At 45.2% G+C, this 15,953-nt stretch carries 17 protein-coding genes; 2 read left to right on the forward strand and 15 right to left on the reverse strand.

Going from position 1 to position 15,953, the window contains the following annotated elements; all coding sequences use genetic code 11:
* Positions 1-56: 56 nt before the first annotated feature.
* The 9 genes from msrB to MHI14_RS18655 all read right to left on the reverse strand — a co-directional run bounded on the left by msrB (position 57) and on the right by MHI14_RS18655 (position 9,994).
* On the reverse strand, positions 57-1,151 hold the full coding sequence (gene msrB / locus MHI14_RS18615) for a peptide-methionine (R)-S-oxide reductase MsrB (protein ID WP_133384439.1): 1,095 nt from the start codon (positions 1,149-1,151) through the stop codon (positions 57-59).
* Positions 1,152-1,167: 16 nt separating this feature from the next.
* Entirely contained in the window at positions 1,168-1,749 is a 582-nt protein-coding gene (locus MHI14_RS18620) for a redoxin family protein (protein ID WP_133384438.1), read from the reverse strand.
* A gap of 18 nt (positions 1,750-1,767) precedes the next feature.
* A complete protein-coding gene (locus MHI14_RS18625) occupies positions 1,768-2,493 on the reverse strand; it encodes a cytochrome c biogenesis CcdA family protein (protein ID WP_240768115.1) in 726 nt (241 codons plus the stop codon).
* 34 nt (positions 2,494-2,527) lie between these two features.
* Positions 2,528-3,568: a sensor histidine kinase gene (locus MHI14_RS18630; protein WP_133384436.1), complete on the reverse strand. Its 1,041-nt coding sequence runs from the start codon at positions 3,566-3,568 to the stop codon at positions 2,528-2,530.
* The gene (locus MHI14_RS18635; protein ID WP_133384435.1) at positions 3,565-4,269 is read right to left on the reverse strand and encodes a response regulator transcription factor; all 705 of its coding nucleotides are present in this window, start codon (positions 4,267-4,269) and stop codon (positions 3,565-3,567) included. The genes MHI14_RS18630 and MHI14_RS18635 overlap by 4 nt, the downstream gene beginning before the upstream one ends.
* A gap of 77 nt (positions 4,270-4,346) precedes the next feature.
* Positions 4,347-4,862 carry a hypothetical protein gene (locus tag MHI14_RS18640; protein WP_165980124.1) on the reverse strand — a complete coding sequence of 172 codons (516 nt, stop codon included), beginning with the start codon at positions 4,860-4,862 and terminating at the stop codon, positions 4,347-4,349.
* A gap of 166 nt (positions 4,863-5,028) precedes the next feature.
* Positions 5,029-7,578, reverse strand: coding sequence for a beta-mannosidase (locus MHI14_RS18645; RefSeq protein ID WP_341130994.1), 2,550 nt, complete (start codon positions 7,576-7,578; stop codon positions 5,029-5,031).
* Between the two features lie 247 nt (positions 7,579-7,825).
* Complete coding sequence (locus MHI14_RS18650; RefSeq protein ID WP_341130995.1) at positions 7,826-8,839, reverse strand: LacI family DNA-binding transcriptional regulator; 1,014 nt, start codon at positions 8,837-8,839, stop codon at positions 7,826-7,828.
* A gap of 207 nt (positions 8,840-9,046) precedes the next feature.
* Positions 9,047-9,994 (reverse strand): DMT family transporter, encoded by a 948-nt coding sequence (locus tag MHI14_RS18655; protein ID WP_091031522.1) that lies wholly within the window; start codon positions 9,992-9,994, stop codon positions 9,047-9,049.
* 165 nt (positions 9,995-10,159) lie between these two features.
* On the opposite strand from MHI14_RS18655, the gene MHI14_RS18660 reads away from it, so the two are divergent.
* Positions 10,160-11,035 carry a LysR family transcriptional regulator gene (locus tag MHI14_RS18660; RefSeq protein WP_133384432.1) on the forward strand — a complete coding sequence of 292 codons (876 nt, stop codon included), beginning with the start codon at positions 10,160-10,162 and terminating at the stop codon, positions 11,033-11,035.
* 45 nt (positions 11,036-11,080) lie between these two features.
* On the opposite strand, the gene MHI14_RS18665 is transcribed toward MHI14_RS18660, so the two are convergent.
* The 5 genes from MHI14_RS18665 to MHI14_RS18685 form a co-directional block, all read right to left on the reverse strand.
* A complete protein-coding gene (locus tag MHI14_RS18665; protein WP_091031528.1) occupies positions 11,081-11,278 on the reverse strand; it encodes a hypothetical protein in 198 nt (65 codons plus the stop codon).
* Between the two features lie 29 nt (positions 11,279-11,307).
* Positions 11,308-11,790 (reverse strand): tetratricopeptide repeat protein, encoded by a 483-nt coding sequence (locus MHI14_RS18670; RefSeq protein WP_339309193.1) that lies wholly within the window; start codon positions 11,788-11,790, stop codon positions 11,308-11,310.
* A gap of 426 nt (positions 11,791-12,216) precedes the next feature.
* Positions 12,217-13,074, reverse strand: coding sequence for a heme o synthase (cyoE, locus tag MHI14_RS18675; RefSeq protein WP_091031533.1), 858 nt, complete (start codon positions 13,072-13,074; stop codon positions 12,217-12,219).
* Between the two features lie 158 nt (positions 13,075-13,232).
* Positions 13,233-13,799 carry a hypothetical protein gene (locus tag MHI14_RS18680; protein ID WP_091031535.1) on the reverse strand — a complete coding sequence of 189 codons (567 nt, stop codon included), beginning with the start codon at positions 13,797-13,799 and terminating at the stop codon, positions 13,233-13,235.
* Between the two features lie 244 nt (positions 13,800-14,043).
* Positions 14,044-14,397, reverse strand: a complete 354-nt coding sequence (locus MHI14_RS18685; protein WP_091031537.1) for a DUF3243 domain-containing protein — start codon at positions 14,395-14,397, stop codon at positions 14,044-14,046.
* Positions 14,398-14,644: 247 nt separating this feature from the next.
* Here MHI14_RS18685 and MHI14_RS18690 point away from each other — a divergent pair, with 247 nt between their 5' ends.
* The gene (locus MHI14_RS18690; RefSeq protein ID WP_091031540.1) at positions 14,645-14,854 is read left to right on the forward strand and encodes a hypothetical protein; all 210 of its coding nucleotides are present in this window, start codon (positions 14,645-14,647) and stop codon (positions 14,852-14,854) included.
* Positions 14,855-14,976: 122 nt separating this feature from the next.
* On the opposite strand, the gene MHI14_RS18695 is transcribed toward MHI14_RS18690, so the two are convergent.
* A complete protein-coding gene (locus tag MHI14_RS18695) occupies positions 14,977-15,894 on the reverse strand; it encodes an NAD(P)/FAD-dependent oxidoreductase (protein ID WP_341130996.1) in 918 nt (305 codons plus the stop codon).
* Positions 15,895-15,953 lie beyond the last annotated feature (59 nt).

Genomic DNA, 15,953 nt, shown 5'->3' on the forward strand with positions numbered 1-15,953 from the left:
AAAACGGTCGAAATCCCTTATAGAGAGATCTCAACCGTTCTAAAATTATGGCCTTATTACCTTTTGATAAAGTCAGACAATAAATACCCGTATCGTTCTTCCTCCATCTTGTCTAACGGAATAAACCGGATCGATGAACTGTTAATACAGTAACGTTTGCCGCCGCGATCTTCGGGACCATCATCGAACACATGACCGAGGTGGATGTCACCTGCCCGGCTTCGTACCTCCGTGCGATCCATACCAAAGCTCGTATCCGTTGTATAGGTAACAACCTCAGGTACAATCGGTTTTGTAAAACTCGGCCACCCGCAACCGGAATCATACTTATCCCGGCTGGTGAATAACGGCTCTCCCGTTGCAATATCCACATACAGACCGGGCTCCTCATTATCCCAATATTCGTTACTGAACGCATGCTCCGTATCATTGTTTACCGCAACCGCATACTGTTCGTCTGTTAATCGTTCCTTTAATTGTTCATCTGATGGACGTGGATATTGAGCGGGATCAATTCCAATCTCCAGGTCATCCAGGACAGTCATATCAATGTGACAATATCCGTTCGGATTTTTTTCCAAATAATCCTGATGGTACTCCTCCGCCAAATAATAATTCTGCAGAGGCATTACTTCCGTTACGATGGGTTGGTCATATTTTTCTTGCTCTGCCTCTACAGCTTGCTCAATGATTTTGGCATCTTCAGGCAACGTATAATATATTCCTGTCCGATACTGAATGCCACGATCATTGCCCTGCTTATTCAAGCTGGTAGGATCAATAACTCGAAAATAAGATTCAAGCAATTTCTGCAAAGATACTTGCTGCGGATCATATTTTACATGAACGGTCTCCGCAAACCCCTGGTCCCCGCGAATAACCTCCTCATAGGTTGGATTCTCTCCTTCACCGTTGGCATAACCGGAAGTCACATCCTGGACCCCCGGAATACGAGCCATATATGCCTCCACACCCCAGAAACAGCCTCCTGCCAAGTACAGGTTACTCAGGTTTTCCTCGGAGACACTCGATGCCTTGACAGGTTGAGTGGATATCGAAGATGAAGCTGAATGGCTCTCAACCCTGTTTCCACAAGCAGACACAACTATCGCTATAACAAGGAGGCACAAGCCGAGCAGCGTCCTTTTCATGACACTTCCTCCCTTCTCACAAAATCTCTTGTAATGATTCCATGATCTGTTCATTGGATGCATGCCCTGGCTGCGATTTCGCTAAAATACCATCAGAGCCAATATAAAAAGAACTAGGATACGCTCTTACACCAAATTCCTTGGCCCATACACCTTTCTCATCCAAAAGAACAGTTATGTTATCATATGGCTGTTGGTCAAACCATTCGGTAAACGCTTGGGAGGATTTCTCTCCTTTGTAGTCTGGCGTCACAATCGTAATGACTTGAAAATCATTGTTTTGACCAGCCAGATTGTTCAGGTCTTCCAAACCCGCAAGACAGATGGAACACCAGGAAGCCCAGTATTTCACATACACTTTCTTGCCTTGAACATCAGAAAGTCCAACCGTGTTTCCTTTCAGATCAAGCAATGAAAATTCAGGAGCCGTCTCTCCCTTGTTCATCATGGTTGACGAACTCATATCGGATGTTGATGCTGGGGCTGATGATGACCCCGTTTGTTTTGATTCAGTTTGCTGTGATCCACATCCGCTCAAGATCAACAGGACTCCAGCAAATACGATTACAGATACCACCCATCTCCGTGCAATCTTCATACCGAATTCCTCCAATGATTATTGAAACCAGGTCACCAAGCTGTTTAGTCGGTCTGTCATTAACAATAGTCCCATGACAATAAGAATACAGCCGGAAGTTATTTTGATAACACCCATGTACCTGTATAAACGACGTATCCGCTTCATAACATATTCCGAAAAAATGGACAGAATCAGGAAAGGAATCGCTAACCCAAGGGTATACAGGAACATGAGAAACCCACCATACAGTGGAGAGCCTTCACCTGCGGCGATACCAAGAATGGCAGCCAGCACGGGCCCAATACAAGGCGTCCAGCCGAAACTAAACGTCAGACCCAGCAGGAACGCTCCGACATACCCTCCCCGTCTGGCATGATCGCTTGACAACTTTCTCTCCCGTTCCAGCCAGGATAGTCGAATCAACCCGGTTTGATAAATCCCGAAAAGCACCACGATGGCTCCGCAGATGGCAATAAACACAGGACTTGAGATCATATTCCCAACGATGCCGGAACCAAAACCGAGTAATACAAATACCAGGGACAGCCCAAGAACAAATAAAAATGTCCGCAAAACAAGTGTAGACCGCAACTGAACCGAATTGTTGTCGGACTGCTGCTGATTCGTACCGTTGACCATGCTTCCGGACAGATAAGACACGTATACCGGGATCAGCGGCAGAATACATGGCGCAAAAAACGATAACAATCCTGCACCAAAAACGCCGAAAAGAAATACTAAATCACTGGTCAAGTCATTCACCACCTGAATAAATACTACGTTTGATTAACCAAGGTTAACGACTGACGTAGATCGGAAGCGTGAACCAGAAGCAGCTTCCTTCTCCTTTTGTACTCTGAACCCCGATCTCGCCACCATGGAGTTCCACAATCGATTGAGCGATGGCAAGGCCAAGCCCGGCCCCCCCATTGCTCTTGCTACGTGATTTGTCAATTCGATAAAAACGTTCAAATATACGCGAAGTTTCCTCCGCTTCGATGCCTTCCCCTTCATCCGTAACTGAAATTTGTATAAACGGCCCCTTTTCTTCGGCAGCCAGAATGATTTTTCCTTCAACAAGAGAGTATTGAATGGCATTTTGCAGCAAATTGGAAAGGACCCGCTTCATTTGTGCAGGCATCATGACCGCGGCTGGTAATTTATCGGGCAAATCGATTTCAACGTTCAGCGTTTTCTCGGCGAGATGAAACGAAAAACTCTCCAACGTACTGAGCAGCAACTCATCGACGTGACAAGGCTGAGGGTCAAATACCTCCCCTTGCGCTTCCAGGCTGGATAATTCGAACAAATCTTGAATAAGCCCTCCCAAACGCTTCGTCTCAAGTCGTATCGTGTTCAGGTAACGTTGAAAGGTTTCTTTATCCTGAATGACATCATCCTCCAACGCTTCAACGAATGACTGAATGGATGCCAAGGGAGTCCGTAAATCATGGGAAACATTGGCGATCAACTCTCGTCTCGCGGTTTCTGAGTGATGCAGATGATCAAAGCTTTCCTTCAGCTTGGAACTCATTTCATTAAATTGCTGTGCCAGGAGCTTAAATTCCTGCGTACCGATGAGAGGGACTTCCGTATGGAAATCCCCTTCGGCAATTCGTATTGTCTGCTGTGTAATTCGCGCAATTGATTTCTCTAATGGCTTAGTCAGCAAATATTGAAGAATAAACGAAAGTAAGCCTACCCCTGCCGTTATAGCCGATAACCAATACAATTGTTCGATCGTAAGCAGCATTTTGGAATAACTGATGAACAAACAAATTAATAATACGCCAATGCCTGTTAGGCTGGACAACACCAAGTATGTGCGAAGTTTCATGAACTGCCACCCGCAAACTTGTAGCCTATACCCCAAACTGTTTTAATATATTTTGGATCAGAAGGATTCTGTTCGATCTTCTCTCGTAATCTCCGAACATGTACAGTCACCGTTGTTGTATCTCCCTCATAGCTAAAATCCCAAATCTTGCTTAACATCTGGTTACGGGAGAACACCTGACCCGGGTGACTTGCCAGCAAATACAACATCTCAAACTCCGTAACTGTCAATTCAATGGCCTGCCCGCTGATGTGCACTTCACGCTTGGTAAAATCAATGGTAAGCCCTTCATAATTGATCGCATATTCAGATGTTGTAACAGGTGATGCCTGCGCAATTCGCATTCTCCGCAGGATTGCCTTTACACGTAAGACAAGTTCTCTCGGACTGAATGGTTTGGTCAGATAATCATCCGCCCCCATCGTCAGTCCCATCAGACGATCCTGTTCCTCACCCCGGGCCGTCAGCATTACAATGGGCACATCCTCAGTTTGCCGAATCTCGTTGCAAACTTCCCAGCCATTCTTATGCGGCATCATCAGGTCGAGCACGATCAAGCTTGGCGTTTGGCTGTGCCACAGCTCTATAGCCTCCAGACCATCCTTGGCCGTCACGACGAGATAACCTTCCCGTTCCAGATACCTGCGACAAACGTCGGTAATATTTGTATCATCATCAGCAACCAGTACACATTCATTCAAACGAACCCACCCCATATTCCAGAAAATACATTTGAGCCAATCATATCATATGGTGATGGCGATGCTTAGCCCTTAAATTACTTCATTCCCATGGCTGGCATCATGTACTGTTTAATTACAGATTCAGCCGCATAAGAATTCCCTTCAAGGATGACAGGCATCGATTTCAAGTTAACTTGCATACCGTCTACCATGATTTTTTTCGATCCAATCCACAATTTAATCGTTTTTCCCGCAGGCATCATCGTGTCTTCCATCATCATGTCGTCTTTCATCATCTTATCGTCTTTCATCATCATGTCATCTTCCATCATTTTGTCATCTTTCATCTTCATGCTATCTTCCATCATGTTGTCGTCTTTCATCATCTTGTCGTCCATTTTGCCCATATACATCAGAGTTACAGATCTGTCCTTGCTGTCCCACATAATGCTGTAATCATACATTTTGGCTGCCTGTCTCAATTGAACAAGCTCCATGCCATCCTTTTTAATTGTTTTCATATCTGCAGCACTTGCCAATCCAGAAAAGGCCATAGACATCATCAATACCGCTGCTACCATCGCTTTTTTGCTCTTATTTGTTTTCATCATTCTTATCACTCTCCATTCGTTTATTACTTACATGGATTACAATAAGCAAGATTGCTTACGATTCTCTAAGCGAAGTATTACGAAACCATTACGATATATAAATGAGGTCAGGTCTCAATAAAAAAACGGTTGAAATCTCTCTTACGAGAGACTCCAACCGTGTCTTCTAGGTCAAACGAATAAAATCAATCATGGATCGAACCTCGATCGGTCCCGGATTTGATATCACATCATTAGACTGCAATCCCTCTCTGGAAGTGAACTGCACCTTCACCGGAATGCCAGGAATCAAGTCGAAGAAGTTATCCGAGAAGACACCCTCCACATCCGAAGATAGCCATACCTGTTTAGCAAGCACGTCACTTTCCAGTACCAGATGAACGCCGTTCTCATCCGCTCCCCCGCTTACATTGATGTTTGCAGGCTGCAGAGCAAGGTCTTTGGACGGTACAAAATAGTGTTCCTGTACGATATTCGCCGCACCTTCCTGTTTCAGATCCAGGCGCAGCAGCGTGTTAGCTGTATCATGACCTTCAAGCCACTCCGCGTTACGTAATGACAGCACTCGTTCACCTGTATTAGGTGCCAGGGTCACGTCATGTGTTTCATCACGATGCACCGTTCCATCGAACCCGAGCAAACGAATCTGTAACTGCCCTTTTACAGGTTGTAATTGATCCGAGATGATATATATATCTGTTGTATCTTCTTTTGTTCCATCTACCGATACCAACACATCGCTGAAGCTGCGTTTCGCATAATATTGCAATGCTTTCCAGCGACCAAGGTAGTCCATACCTGCCCATGAAGCTACCGGCCAGCAATCATTCATTTGCCAGTAAAGTGTGCCCATGCAGAATGGTTTGCGGCGACGGTGCGCTTCAATGGCTGTCTTCATCGCTTCCGCCTGAAGCACCTGGCTCATATACAGGAACGATGGGAAGTCCTTCGATTCATGCATGTACATATCCATGTACTGTTTGATCAGACGATTGCCTGCCCCATTCTTTTGATGAGCCAGCATGACTTCCGATTCCAGAGCAAGATCCTCTTCTTCCGCGTAAGTGCGTACTGACTTGTACTCCGGGAAAGACTGGAATCCGTATTCACTCATGAAACGACCCACATGCACGTTATAGTTCTCGAATGGTTCTACATTGTGCCACACGCCCCAGTAGTGGATATCCCCTTCGGCTGTGGATGGGTGCGCATGTTGCGTCTCATCCCCTGTCAGGGATACCAGTGGTGAGGAAGGCCAGTAATCCACACCTGGAGCATACGCTTCAACCACTTCTGGCAGCAGATCATGGAAGATGGCTTCGTAATCGGCCCAGATGCTTTCACGCTGCTCGGCAGTAAATTCCTTTTTCCAACCCCAGCCACCATTCTCAACATAGTGCGCCCACGCCGAATCAATCTCGTTGTTCCCACACCAGAGTGCAATACTTGGATGGTTGCGCAGACGTTTCACATTATCAATGGCTTCATGTCTTACACTGTTCAGGAACGCTTCATCTCCTGGATACATGCTGCAAGCAAACATGAAGTCTTGCCATACCAGGATTCCATATTCATCACATAGTTCGTAGAACACATCCTGCTCATAGATTCCGCCACCCCACACGCGCAGCATATTCATATTGGACTCGGCTGCGGATACGATCTCATGACGATAACGTTCATGAGTAATTTCAGTGATGAAGCTATCATTTGGAATGTGATTGGCCCCTTTGGCAAAGACCGCAACACCGTTTAGTTCAAAATAAAAGGATGCCCCTGCTTCATCTTTGTCACGTACCAAGCGAATGGAACGAAGCCCAGTCTTCACTGTAGTTTCAGCCACAGCTCGTTCACCTTGAAGCACTTCGGTAAGGAAGCTGTACATATGCGGATCACCAAGTCCACGGCTCCACCACAGTTTCGGTTCATCAATGGAGACTTGAATCTCCACAGTCTGAGTTCCAGGTTGTAGCGATACGGATCTTTCCCATCTCTGTCCATCTGCGCAGATACGAATAATCGTATCTACCGCTTGGGATGTCTCGACTTCCACAACAGCAGTTAATGAAGCTGAGGTAGCGCTTACTTCATTTTGCTGGATATACACATCATTGATTCGTACCTGTGTCCAACCTTCAAGACGTGCTTCACGCCAGATCCCACTGGTTACAAAACGCGGACCCCAGTCCCAACCATAGTGATACGGGGCTTTACGTGCAAAAATACTTACTCTTTTGTCGCCAAGTCCGCCAACATCGGACTGATCATTGGATGCAGGTAATGCATATCCGAGCTTCTCCAGCTTCGGCAGATCTTCCTGAATCGGAGACCGAAAACGTATTCGGAGAATGTTGCCTTTCCCTTTTAATACGGCCTTCACATCCGCCTTCCATACCCGGAACATATTATCTGCTGATAACACATGCACATCATTCACATACACATCCGCATATGTATCCAGACCATCAAACACCAGTTCCAGATGTTCCTGCGAGAACAACCCTTCGGCAACGTCAAATTCCGTCTGATATTCCCAATCTATCTTATCAATCCATTGTACTTCCTTCTCGTTTGTTCCATAAAAAGGATCTGGAATCTTGCCCAGCTTCAGCAAATCTGTATGCACACAGCCGGGCACCTGAGCCGGCATCCACTCTTGATCTTCGCAAGCCTTGAACGTCCAATTCTGAAAAACATGTGATTGTATTGTGCTCATGACAGCCTCCATTGTTGTTAGAGTTGGTAAACATTATTTTGTTAGGTTTTGTTATTATAAAAACAAATAACTTACAAAACAAAATTAACACGATATGCTTCTTATAGTCAATCTGTTTTGTAATTTAATTTGTTAAACAATCTCTGCATACCAAAAAGACATGAAGCTCTAACCTCTCCATGTCTTTCACCTAATTTCATTTACCCTAATGATCATTGTTAAATTGAGCCCATAAGTTCATATCCCATTACTGTATACTGGCGTTATATTCATCACGAATAATTAATTCCGAATAGATCAGCTTGCGTTCATATGGTTCATCCAGGTGTTTGATCCGCCACAACAGCTGATCTACTGCTCGTGTTCCCAGATTCTCTTTGTTAATATGTACCGAAGCAAGAATGGGTTCATCCGTCTGGGTATTGTCAAATCCGGTTACGGCACAGCGTTCAGGCACCTTAATGCCTCGACTTTGGAGTGCCTGAATGACAATGACAGCTGTATGGTCATTTGCGCACACGATAACTTCAGGGATATCCTCCAGCTCCATTTCAGCAACGGATCTCCGAATCTGATCATACTCTGGTCCCAGCAAGCCTTCTTGCTGTTCCCCCTCCAACTGCTTCTCTTCCAGCACCGTACGATATCCAAGCCAGCGTTCTCTAAAACTTGCTGCATCGGGCAGTTGCCCGGCAAACTGGAACCTTCTATACCCTTTTCCAATGAGCATGAGAACCAGTTCTTTCATACATTTCATATTGTCCGTAAAAACCGAGTCTGCGTATATGGCAGGGTCTTCATGATCCACCATGACAAGCGGAATACGCAGCCTGTAAATCTCCAGCAATACCGATGTCGAGATGGTGCCCACGGTAATAACTCCGCTGATCGCTTCCGGATTAAGGACCGAGAACATCCGGTCTGAAGAGGGTTCTGTTAACGTTAAAATATCCATTCCCTTCTCATTCAACCTCTCAGAAATGCCGTCAAACACAGGACCCCAGTACAAGGAGGACCGATTCTGAGAACGAATGTTGGGAAATAAAATCAATATCGTGCCTTGTCGCTCCGCTTCTGGCTTCATCTCCGCTGATATCTGTGTCTCCCCCGGATAACGCTTAGGCTCAGTTCTGAAATACCCAAGCTGCCCCGCCGTTCTGACAATCATCTCGCGTGTATGCTCACTCACACCAGGCTTGCCTGTCAGCGCACGGGAGACTGCGAATTTGGACACCCCCGCAGCATCCGCAATTTGCTGCATTGTTACTCTTTTGGCCATCCTACTCACCCGTTTTTCCTAATTTTCCATTCAGTGTAGCATAAAAAACAAAAATCAACAAAACAAGGTTATGTTATTTTGTTTTTGTTAGGTAGTTGATTATCTGTTTCACAAGCTATTCGACATAACCAAAAAAGACCCTCTCCCCACCTTCCATAGAAGATGACGAAAGGACCCTTTGTCCGCCAATTATACACCTGGTGCTCCCTGATCCCCAAGTTCCGACTGTAAAACCGGGCGTTTTCTGCGCCAGAAGATAGGCTGTGGAAGTTTGATCTCTGTGATCAGAACACCGACCAACATCAAAGCTGCTCCTGCATATCCTTGCAACGTTAGCGATTCCCCTTGAAAGGTAAATGCAAATGCTGCTGCAAACAGTGGTTCGAGTGAAAAAATCAGACTTGTTCTTGTAGGAGAGGCATGACGCTGCGCGAGTGTCTGCAGAATATACCCCAAGCCGCTACACAAAACACCTAAGCCGAGAATGGCTGCCCAGGATTCAGCCGTAGCGGGCATACGTGGCGTTTCCAGTATAAATGTAGCTGCAATTCCCCACATCGCTGCAACACCTAATTGAACTGTCCCCAATGTTAATGGATCATGCTTCGGTGTGAACTTGCCAGCAATCATTATATAGATGGCATACACAAGTGCTGCTAGTATGCAGAGAATATCCCCCGTGTGCAGACTAAGCTGATGCTGAAGCGTCAGCAAGCCAAGCCCGGTAACTGCAACCAGGATACTGAGCGTCAATCGTTTGTCCGGCATACGACGATGCTGGATGGTCGTCAGGATCGGTACAAAAATAACGGCCAAACTTATTAGGAATCCCGCTTGGGATGTCGTTGTTCGTTGCACACCATAGGTGATGAATACAAATGCAGCAAATAAAGCTGTCCCCATAATAGCTCCTGCCACAAGTGTTCTGCGATCCATGTTAAACAACCGCCGATGAAAAAGTAGCCCTGCCGCAATAAAGGCAATTCCAAAACGAAATGCGACCAGATTCAATTCTTGCATGGACTCCAGGCCTGATTTCATAAACAGGTAGGATGATCCCCATATAACCGTTGCGAGCAGCATCTGTATGTCCGCTCTTCTTGTTGCCTGACCTTGATTAACCTGTACACCATTCATCTTGCTTCAACCTTCATTCTATGTATTCTGAGCTGTGTGATCGTGCGTCAAACTAACTCGCCTTGGCAAGTATAAACGATCTCTTTGCATTATTAAAATGAATATTTATAATGGATTATATTAAATAAACTCATGCAACCAAAATGGGAAGGAACTGAACCGTTCATGTCACTGATCAAATACGAAATATTGAATACCGTTGTGGAATATGGCAGTCTCACCAAAGCAGCAGAAGCATTAAACATCACCCAATCCGCCGTCAGCCATGCCATCGCCAGTCTGGAGACAGAATGTGGTTTTTCACTGCTCCATCGCGGCCGCTCCGGGGTGCGGGTTACCGCTGAAGGCGAACGCATTCTGGGATACACACGTGAGATTCTGCGCTGGACGGAACTCATGAACCAGGAGATCTCCCTCATTCGCGGCGCGGAGATTGGTACGGTGCGTATTGGCACCTTCGCCAGTGTCTCCACACAATGGTTGCCAGGCATCCTGAAACAATTTCGCCTGCGTCATCCAGGAATTGAGATCAAGCTGTGGGAGGGCGATTATGCTGAGATTGAGGGCTGGCTGGCTGGAGGTGCCATCGATCTCGGATTTCTGTCCCTCGGCGATTCATCACCTTTTGAGACGATCCCATTGCAAAAAGACAGGATGATGTGCATCCTGCCTCTCGATCATCCTCTTGCCTCAGAGGAATCTGTTTCGTTTGATATTCTGCTGGAGCAACCCTTTATTCTGCCCAAATGGGGCGGAGACAACGAGATTGAACGGCTGATCCGGCAGCATGCAGCCAAGCTCAATGTCGTCTATGAAGTCGCAGAAGATCAAGCCATCATGGCGATGGTCCGTAATGGTCTGGGTATCAGCTTGTTGCCGGAAATGGTACTTCAAAATCATACGGATTCGCTCGCGCTCGTACCACTCACTGGAGATCCTTATCGCACGATTGGCATGGCCTGCCCGTCTTTGGTTAATCTATCGCCAGCTACGCGGCGTTTCATTGAAGAGGTGCAACAGTGGCTCAGCCAGGCTATGTAAGTAAATTCGGAGAATCACTACCTTTGTCGGTATGATCCATTCCTCCTATCCGTTACTCACAAATTGGATAACACCAAGAGTCAGCAGCAGTACAAATATAACCGCAATTGTGATACCCAAACCGATCAGGAAGCGCTTGCCAGGTGAGCGTTTGTTCTGCTGGTTGCGTCCCAAGCTATCCAGCTTTTTCTCAATTTGATCTAACCTTTCATTTACCTGTTTCAGATCTTGATTGGAGTTCATTCATCCATCTCCCTTTTCTACGTATTCGATTATTCCCACACCCGATCGAGCTGATCTGCGTAGTAACGGATTGCTCTGTTATAGTCATTGATTCTCTTGTCACTTGATGTGTCCGCAAGTTGTACGAGCAGTCTTTGCATCGCTTCTGCATGTTCACCCAGATTATAGAGCACCATGGCATAGAAAACTTCAAATTCCCGGTACGCCGGGAATTCTTTCATCCCTTTTTCAAACCAAACTTTCGCCTGCTCGTACTGTCCAAGCGTTCTGTATGTACTGCCTAATCCGAGTATTGCACCTGCTCTGTCCTCCCCAGAAAGTCCAAGACTCAGTGCCTTCTCATAATACGGAACAGCTTCCCGCTCCAATCCAAGCGAATCATGTGCCCAAGCCAGCTGATACCAAACATTCGCATTCTCGGGTTCCTGGACTGTAATCTCTTGCAAAAGTTCAATCGCTTCCTGCACCTTGCCTTCTTGTCTCCATTCTACGGCCTGTTCCAAATCACTCATGATGTCACTTCCCATCTTGCATTATAATTTCCACATATATGATTCAATTGTTTTATTATACCAAAAAAGCACACTGGAGAATATGTTGTAACAACTCAAGGTTGTCCAAACGCTATTCCATCGTGTGCTTTTTCATTCGATGCAGCTTGTTATAAAAAATGGACTAAAGCATATTTCCACTGGACACTTCGATGACAGAACAACCTTGCGATCGCTGTTATCCCCGAATTTTTCGAATCATTTTAACAAAGGTGAAAATCCGGGGATAAGCGTATGCTTTCGATGCAGCTTTCTTTCAGAAAGCTTTTAGGCGAACGCTTTCGCTTCTTCAGGTTTTTTCTGCCCTCTCCGTTTTGTGTAAATGTTTAGTTCAATTTATATAGCATAAGCTGAAATCTCTCTGAAAACGATCTGTTCATCGTCTAATTATGACCATACCGTATTCGCTACCATCACAATAAATACAAGCATAAGGTAATTCACCGAGATCAGAAAGTTTACTTTTGCCCATTTCTCATCATCCTGTGTCTTCAGTCCGCTAAGTGTATGCACGAACCAGATCAGTCCACCGACCAGAGATACAATCAGAAATACCAGACCAACGTAGTCGTAATAATACAACAGAAATACAGCAGGAAGCAGCAGAAAAACATAAGGAATCATCTGAAACTTGGTGCGTTTCACCCCTTTAACCACTGGCAACAACGGGAAGCCAGCAGCACGATACTCCTCTACCCGGCGAATACCCAATGACCAGAAGTGTGGTGGTTGCCACAAGAATAATAGTGCAAACAGCAACCAGGCACCTGCATCAATCTCATTGGTTACAGCCGTATAACCGATGACAGGCGGCATCGCTCCTGCAATTCCACCGAGCGACGTGCTCCACGTTGAACTGCGTTTCAACCACATCGTGTAAATCACGATGTAAGCGAACCATCCAAGCAGTGCCATCCAGCCTGATAACGGATTCACCAGGAGATACAGTACTGCTAGTCCCACAATACCAAGGATAATGCCATAGCCAAGTACAAACCCTGGCTTCAGATGGTTAATGTAATCCATCCTTTTTTTGGTGCGCTCCATCTTTTGGTCCAATTCACGATCCCAATAATTGTTGATTACACAAGCTGAAGCAATAACCAAGGTTGATCCAATCACGACCATGAGAAGAGATAACCAGTTGATATCCCATTTTGAAGCTACCCAGAATCCTACCGCCACCGCAAACACATTTAACCTTAGAAGTCCGGGCTTAGTTAATGCAATCATGTCTTTAAGCATGAGGCTCCTCCTGAACTATGTAAAAACGCCATTCCAATAATGATACATGTACCTACCATTAATTACAATCGCTTTCATGAATTTGTCATAACCAAAAAGCATCCCTCACCGTTCCAATGAACAGGAGGAATGCTTGAATGATGAATTTAATCTTATTTTTATGGGATGTATTGTTGTACAATTTTAGTAACTTTTCCGTCCTGCACCGTCAGATGATACGGGAATACGGACAGATCAAGAATACGGGTATTCTCATACAACGATTCGAACTTGGATAATGTTACAGGTTCATTCCACTGAATGTCTGCGCCCTGCATCGTACCATCCCGATCATACAACTGCATCAATACTTCAGCATTGGCACTAACCTCAACTTGTTCCTGCTCTTTGCTATCGTTGACAATATAGTAACCATCTGGAGCACCGTCTATACCTGCTTCCGGATTGCGCTGTGCAAAAATCGCATCGGCTTCTTCACCCTGATACCAGCCAATCTTGTCCACTGTCATAAACAATTTGCCATCTTCTATGTGCATACCTTCAACATAGGCTGTAAACATCTCGGAGTTTGCAACTTGAGCTTCTTTCGCAGAAGGTTGTTGAGCGTCCGTACTACCTTGAGCATTCGCAGGGGTAAGTAAATATGTAGTCAGCACAATCATACCAAGTAAAGCAACAACTGCACCGATCATTCGTAGTTTCCATTGTTTTGTCGCGTTCTTCATAGGTAACATCTCTCCTTAATATGAACGTTACTATTCCTTAACCGGAAGTCTTGCTTCTCAAACGCTCATGTGAACTATCGATTCCAACGTTCTTTCTTTTCCTATCATACTTGTTAGGGAGATTATAAAAGTATCAGCCAGATTAAAAATAGTTACAATGTGCGTCATCCTTCTGTCTGTAGTCTCCGTAAACGGCAATAACCCCTGAAGGCATCGCCATTCAGGGGTTATTAACTTACTAATCTTAATGATTGGGTGTGGAGCTTTGTGCCAAACGAACGAGCATATGAGCCAGCATGTGACGTTCATCTTCCTTGCCGACATTCCACAGCTCCTGAAGCAATTTTTCTTCACGGTTACGGGGTTCTTCGTTAGCAGCCAGATGGTCAGCAACTTTCTCAGCAATTTTGGCCATCTGCTCCTCACTTAGTCCGATTGATTCACCCATCGCAATTCGCTTACCCAGGTATTCTTTGAACGCATCAAAGTTCTGTAGAATCTGTTCTCTTTCTTCCGGCGCAATCTTCTCGATTGCATTGTCCACCTTGTCAGTTGAAACTTGGCCATCTTTATGGATTACATGATTTTCTTCATTCATTTGAATAACCTCCTGCATAATAGTTGTTTATTGGTTTTGAGATTTAATCTTTGATACTCATTGGTTATCTATAATATAAACGTATTGCAGAAGTTTAATCAGTTCGTTCAATTCTGTATATATCTTTTATATATGAGCAAGTACGCGTTTCAAAAGAACTACAGCGGTTAATCGTTTACATATACGTAACGGTGTTTGGATATGTTAATGAACACCTTATACAATATCGAACCAGGAGGGATTTCCCATGCGTGATAAAACCAAACATGAGAAGACAAACGATGAACTTGAACCAGGAGTGAATACTGTTATCCATCCAGACAAAAATAATCCCGGACCAACCGATATGATCGAAGGCGTGGTTGGCGATATCGTGGACAACATTCGCAAAGATTTCTCCCATGAATCGAAGGACAAGACGTCCTCTTCCAAGTCAAAGGATTCATCAGACAAATAAGCGTAATCTTTTTCTTCCTAACAAAAGATAGCTCAAAAAGTCCTCCTGCCATATGTATGGCTTGGGAGGACTTTTTTTGGTAATGAACATTAAATAATCAACCTCATATTTGAAGGTGAAATTCAACGTGAATCCTTTGTCATCTGCTGTAACGCCTTATGAATCCAGATCGCGGCAATGGAACCTTCACCCATCGCAACGGTTGCTTGTTCTGCGTGCAGTCCTAAATCCCCGGCAATCCATACATTATTTGCTGCCTGCAAGCTGCGCGGATCCGCTTCTACATGTTTATTATCTGCGATTACAGCTCCAAGCTGCTCCGCCAGTTCATAGTGTACACGATTGCCTCCAAATGCGATAAATCCACGCTCCGACTCAAAAATCTGTCCATCTTCGGTCAGAACACCGGTGATATGACCATCCTCAATCTGTTGCACTTCCTGGACAGCCGCTTCCAGATAACGAACTCCCGCCTCTTTCATGCTGCGATGCAGCTCTGCAGATATGGGAGCCTGCTCATGATTGATATATAACAGATCATTCGTACGCTGAATTAAAATCATCGCCATATTGGCACCTGCTTCACCAGATCCCAATAGTACCGTACGTTGATCCTGAATCTCATAACCATCGCAATCAGGGCAGACATACACTGTTCGGCCCAGCGTTGGAGTTAATCCCGGAATATCTGGAACTCTATCCGAGAGCCCCGTTGCCAATAATACGGTTTTGCACCTATATTCAGATCCGGAAGTACCGAATAATTGAATATTTTCTCCCTTACGTTCCGCTTTAAAGATACGGTCTTTCTCAAAAGATACACCAGTCCGCTCTGCCTGCATCCTGCCTCGTTCTCTAAGCTCTTCACCGGATACCCCATCGGGGAAACCGAGGATATTATGATAAGTCCGGCACAACGTCGATCTGCCTTCTCCCGCGTCGATTACCAACACCTGATGAGCTGAATAACGTCCAAGCTGAATGGCTGCCTGAAGCCCTGCGAGCCCTCCACCTACAATTATGCAATCAACCTCTCGCATGCTCCTTCTCCTCCTGAACTTCCATTTATCTAATTTAATTAAACTGTTTGTCCTTATAT

Origin of the sequence: Paenibacillus sp. FSL K6-2393, assembly GCF_038002545.1 — a bacterium.
Classification (GTDB): Bacteria; Bacillota; Bacilli; order Paenibacillales; family Paenibacillaceae; genus Paenibacillus.

Excerpts from the sequence above, each read along its gene's own strand:
- MHI14_RS18655 (WP_091031522.1), bottom strand. The coding sequence starts at position 9,994 with ATGAATGGTGTACAGGTTAATCAAGGTCAGGCAACAAGAAGAGCGGAC.
- MHI14_RS18650 (WP_341130995.1), bottom strand. The coding sequence starts at position 8,839 with ATGCAGCAAATTGCGGATGCTGCGGGGGTGTCCAAATTCGCAGTCTCC.
- cyoE (WP_091031533.1), bottom strand. The coding sequence starts at position 13,074 with ATGCTTAAAGACATGATTGCATTAACTAAGCCCGGACTTCTAAGGTTA.
- MHI14_RS18665 (WP_091031528.1), bottom strand. The coding sequence starts at position 11,278 with ATGAACTCCAATCAAGATCTGAAACAGGTAAATGAAAGGTTAGATCAA.
- MHI14_RS18620 (WP_133384438.1), bottom strand. The coding sequence starts at position 1,749 with ATGAAGATTGCACGGAGATGGGTGGTATCTGTAATCGTATTTGCTGGA.
- MHI14_RS18645 (WP_341130994.1), bottom strand. The coding sequence starts at position 7,578 with ATGAGCACAATACAATCACATGTTTTTCAGAATTGGACGTTCAAGGCT.
- MHI14_RS18640 (WP_165980124.1), bottom strand. The coding sequence starts at position 4,862 with ATGATGAAAACAAATAAGAGCAAAAAAGCGATGGTAGCAGCGGTATTG.
- MHI14_RS18660 (WP_133384432.1), top strand. The coding sequence starts at position 10,160 with ATGTCACTGATCAAATACGAAATATTGAATACCGTTGTGGAATATGGC.
- MHI14_RS18695 (WP_341130996.1), bottom strand. The coding sequence starts at position 15,894 with ATGCGAGAGGTTGATTGCATAATTGTAGGTGGAGGGCTCGCAGGGCTT.
- MHI14_RS18680 (WP_091031535.1), bottom strand. The coding sequence starts at position 13,799 with ATGAAGAACGCGACAAAACAATGGAAACTACGAATGATCGGTGCAGTT.
- MHI14_RS18670 (WP_339309193.1), bottom strand. The coding sequence starts at position 11,790 with ATGAGTGATTTGGAACAGGCCGTAGAATGGAGACAAGAAGGCAAGGTG.
- MHI14_RS18685 (WP_091031537.1), bottom strand. The coding sequence starts at position 14,397 with ATGAATGAAGAAAATCATGTAATCCATAAAGATGGCCAAGTTTCAACT.
- msrB (WP_133384439.1), bottom strand. The coding sequence starts at position 1,151 with ATGAAAAGGACGCTGCTCGGCTTGTGCCTCCTTGTTATAGCGATAGTT.
- MHI14_RS18630 (WP_133384436.1), bottom strand. The coding sequence starts at position 3,568 with ATGAAACTTCGCACATACTTGGTGTTGTCCAGCCTAACAGGCATTGGC.
- MHI14_RS18690 (WP_091031540.1), top strand. The coding sequence starts at position 14,645 with ATGCGTGATAAAACCAAACATGAGAAGACAAACGATGAACTTGAACCA.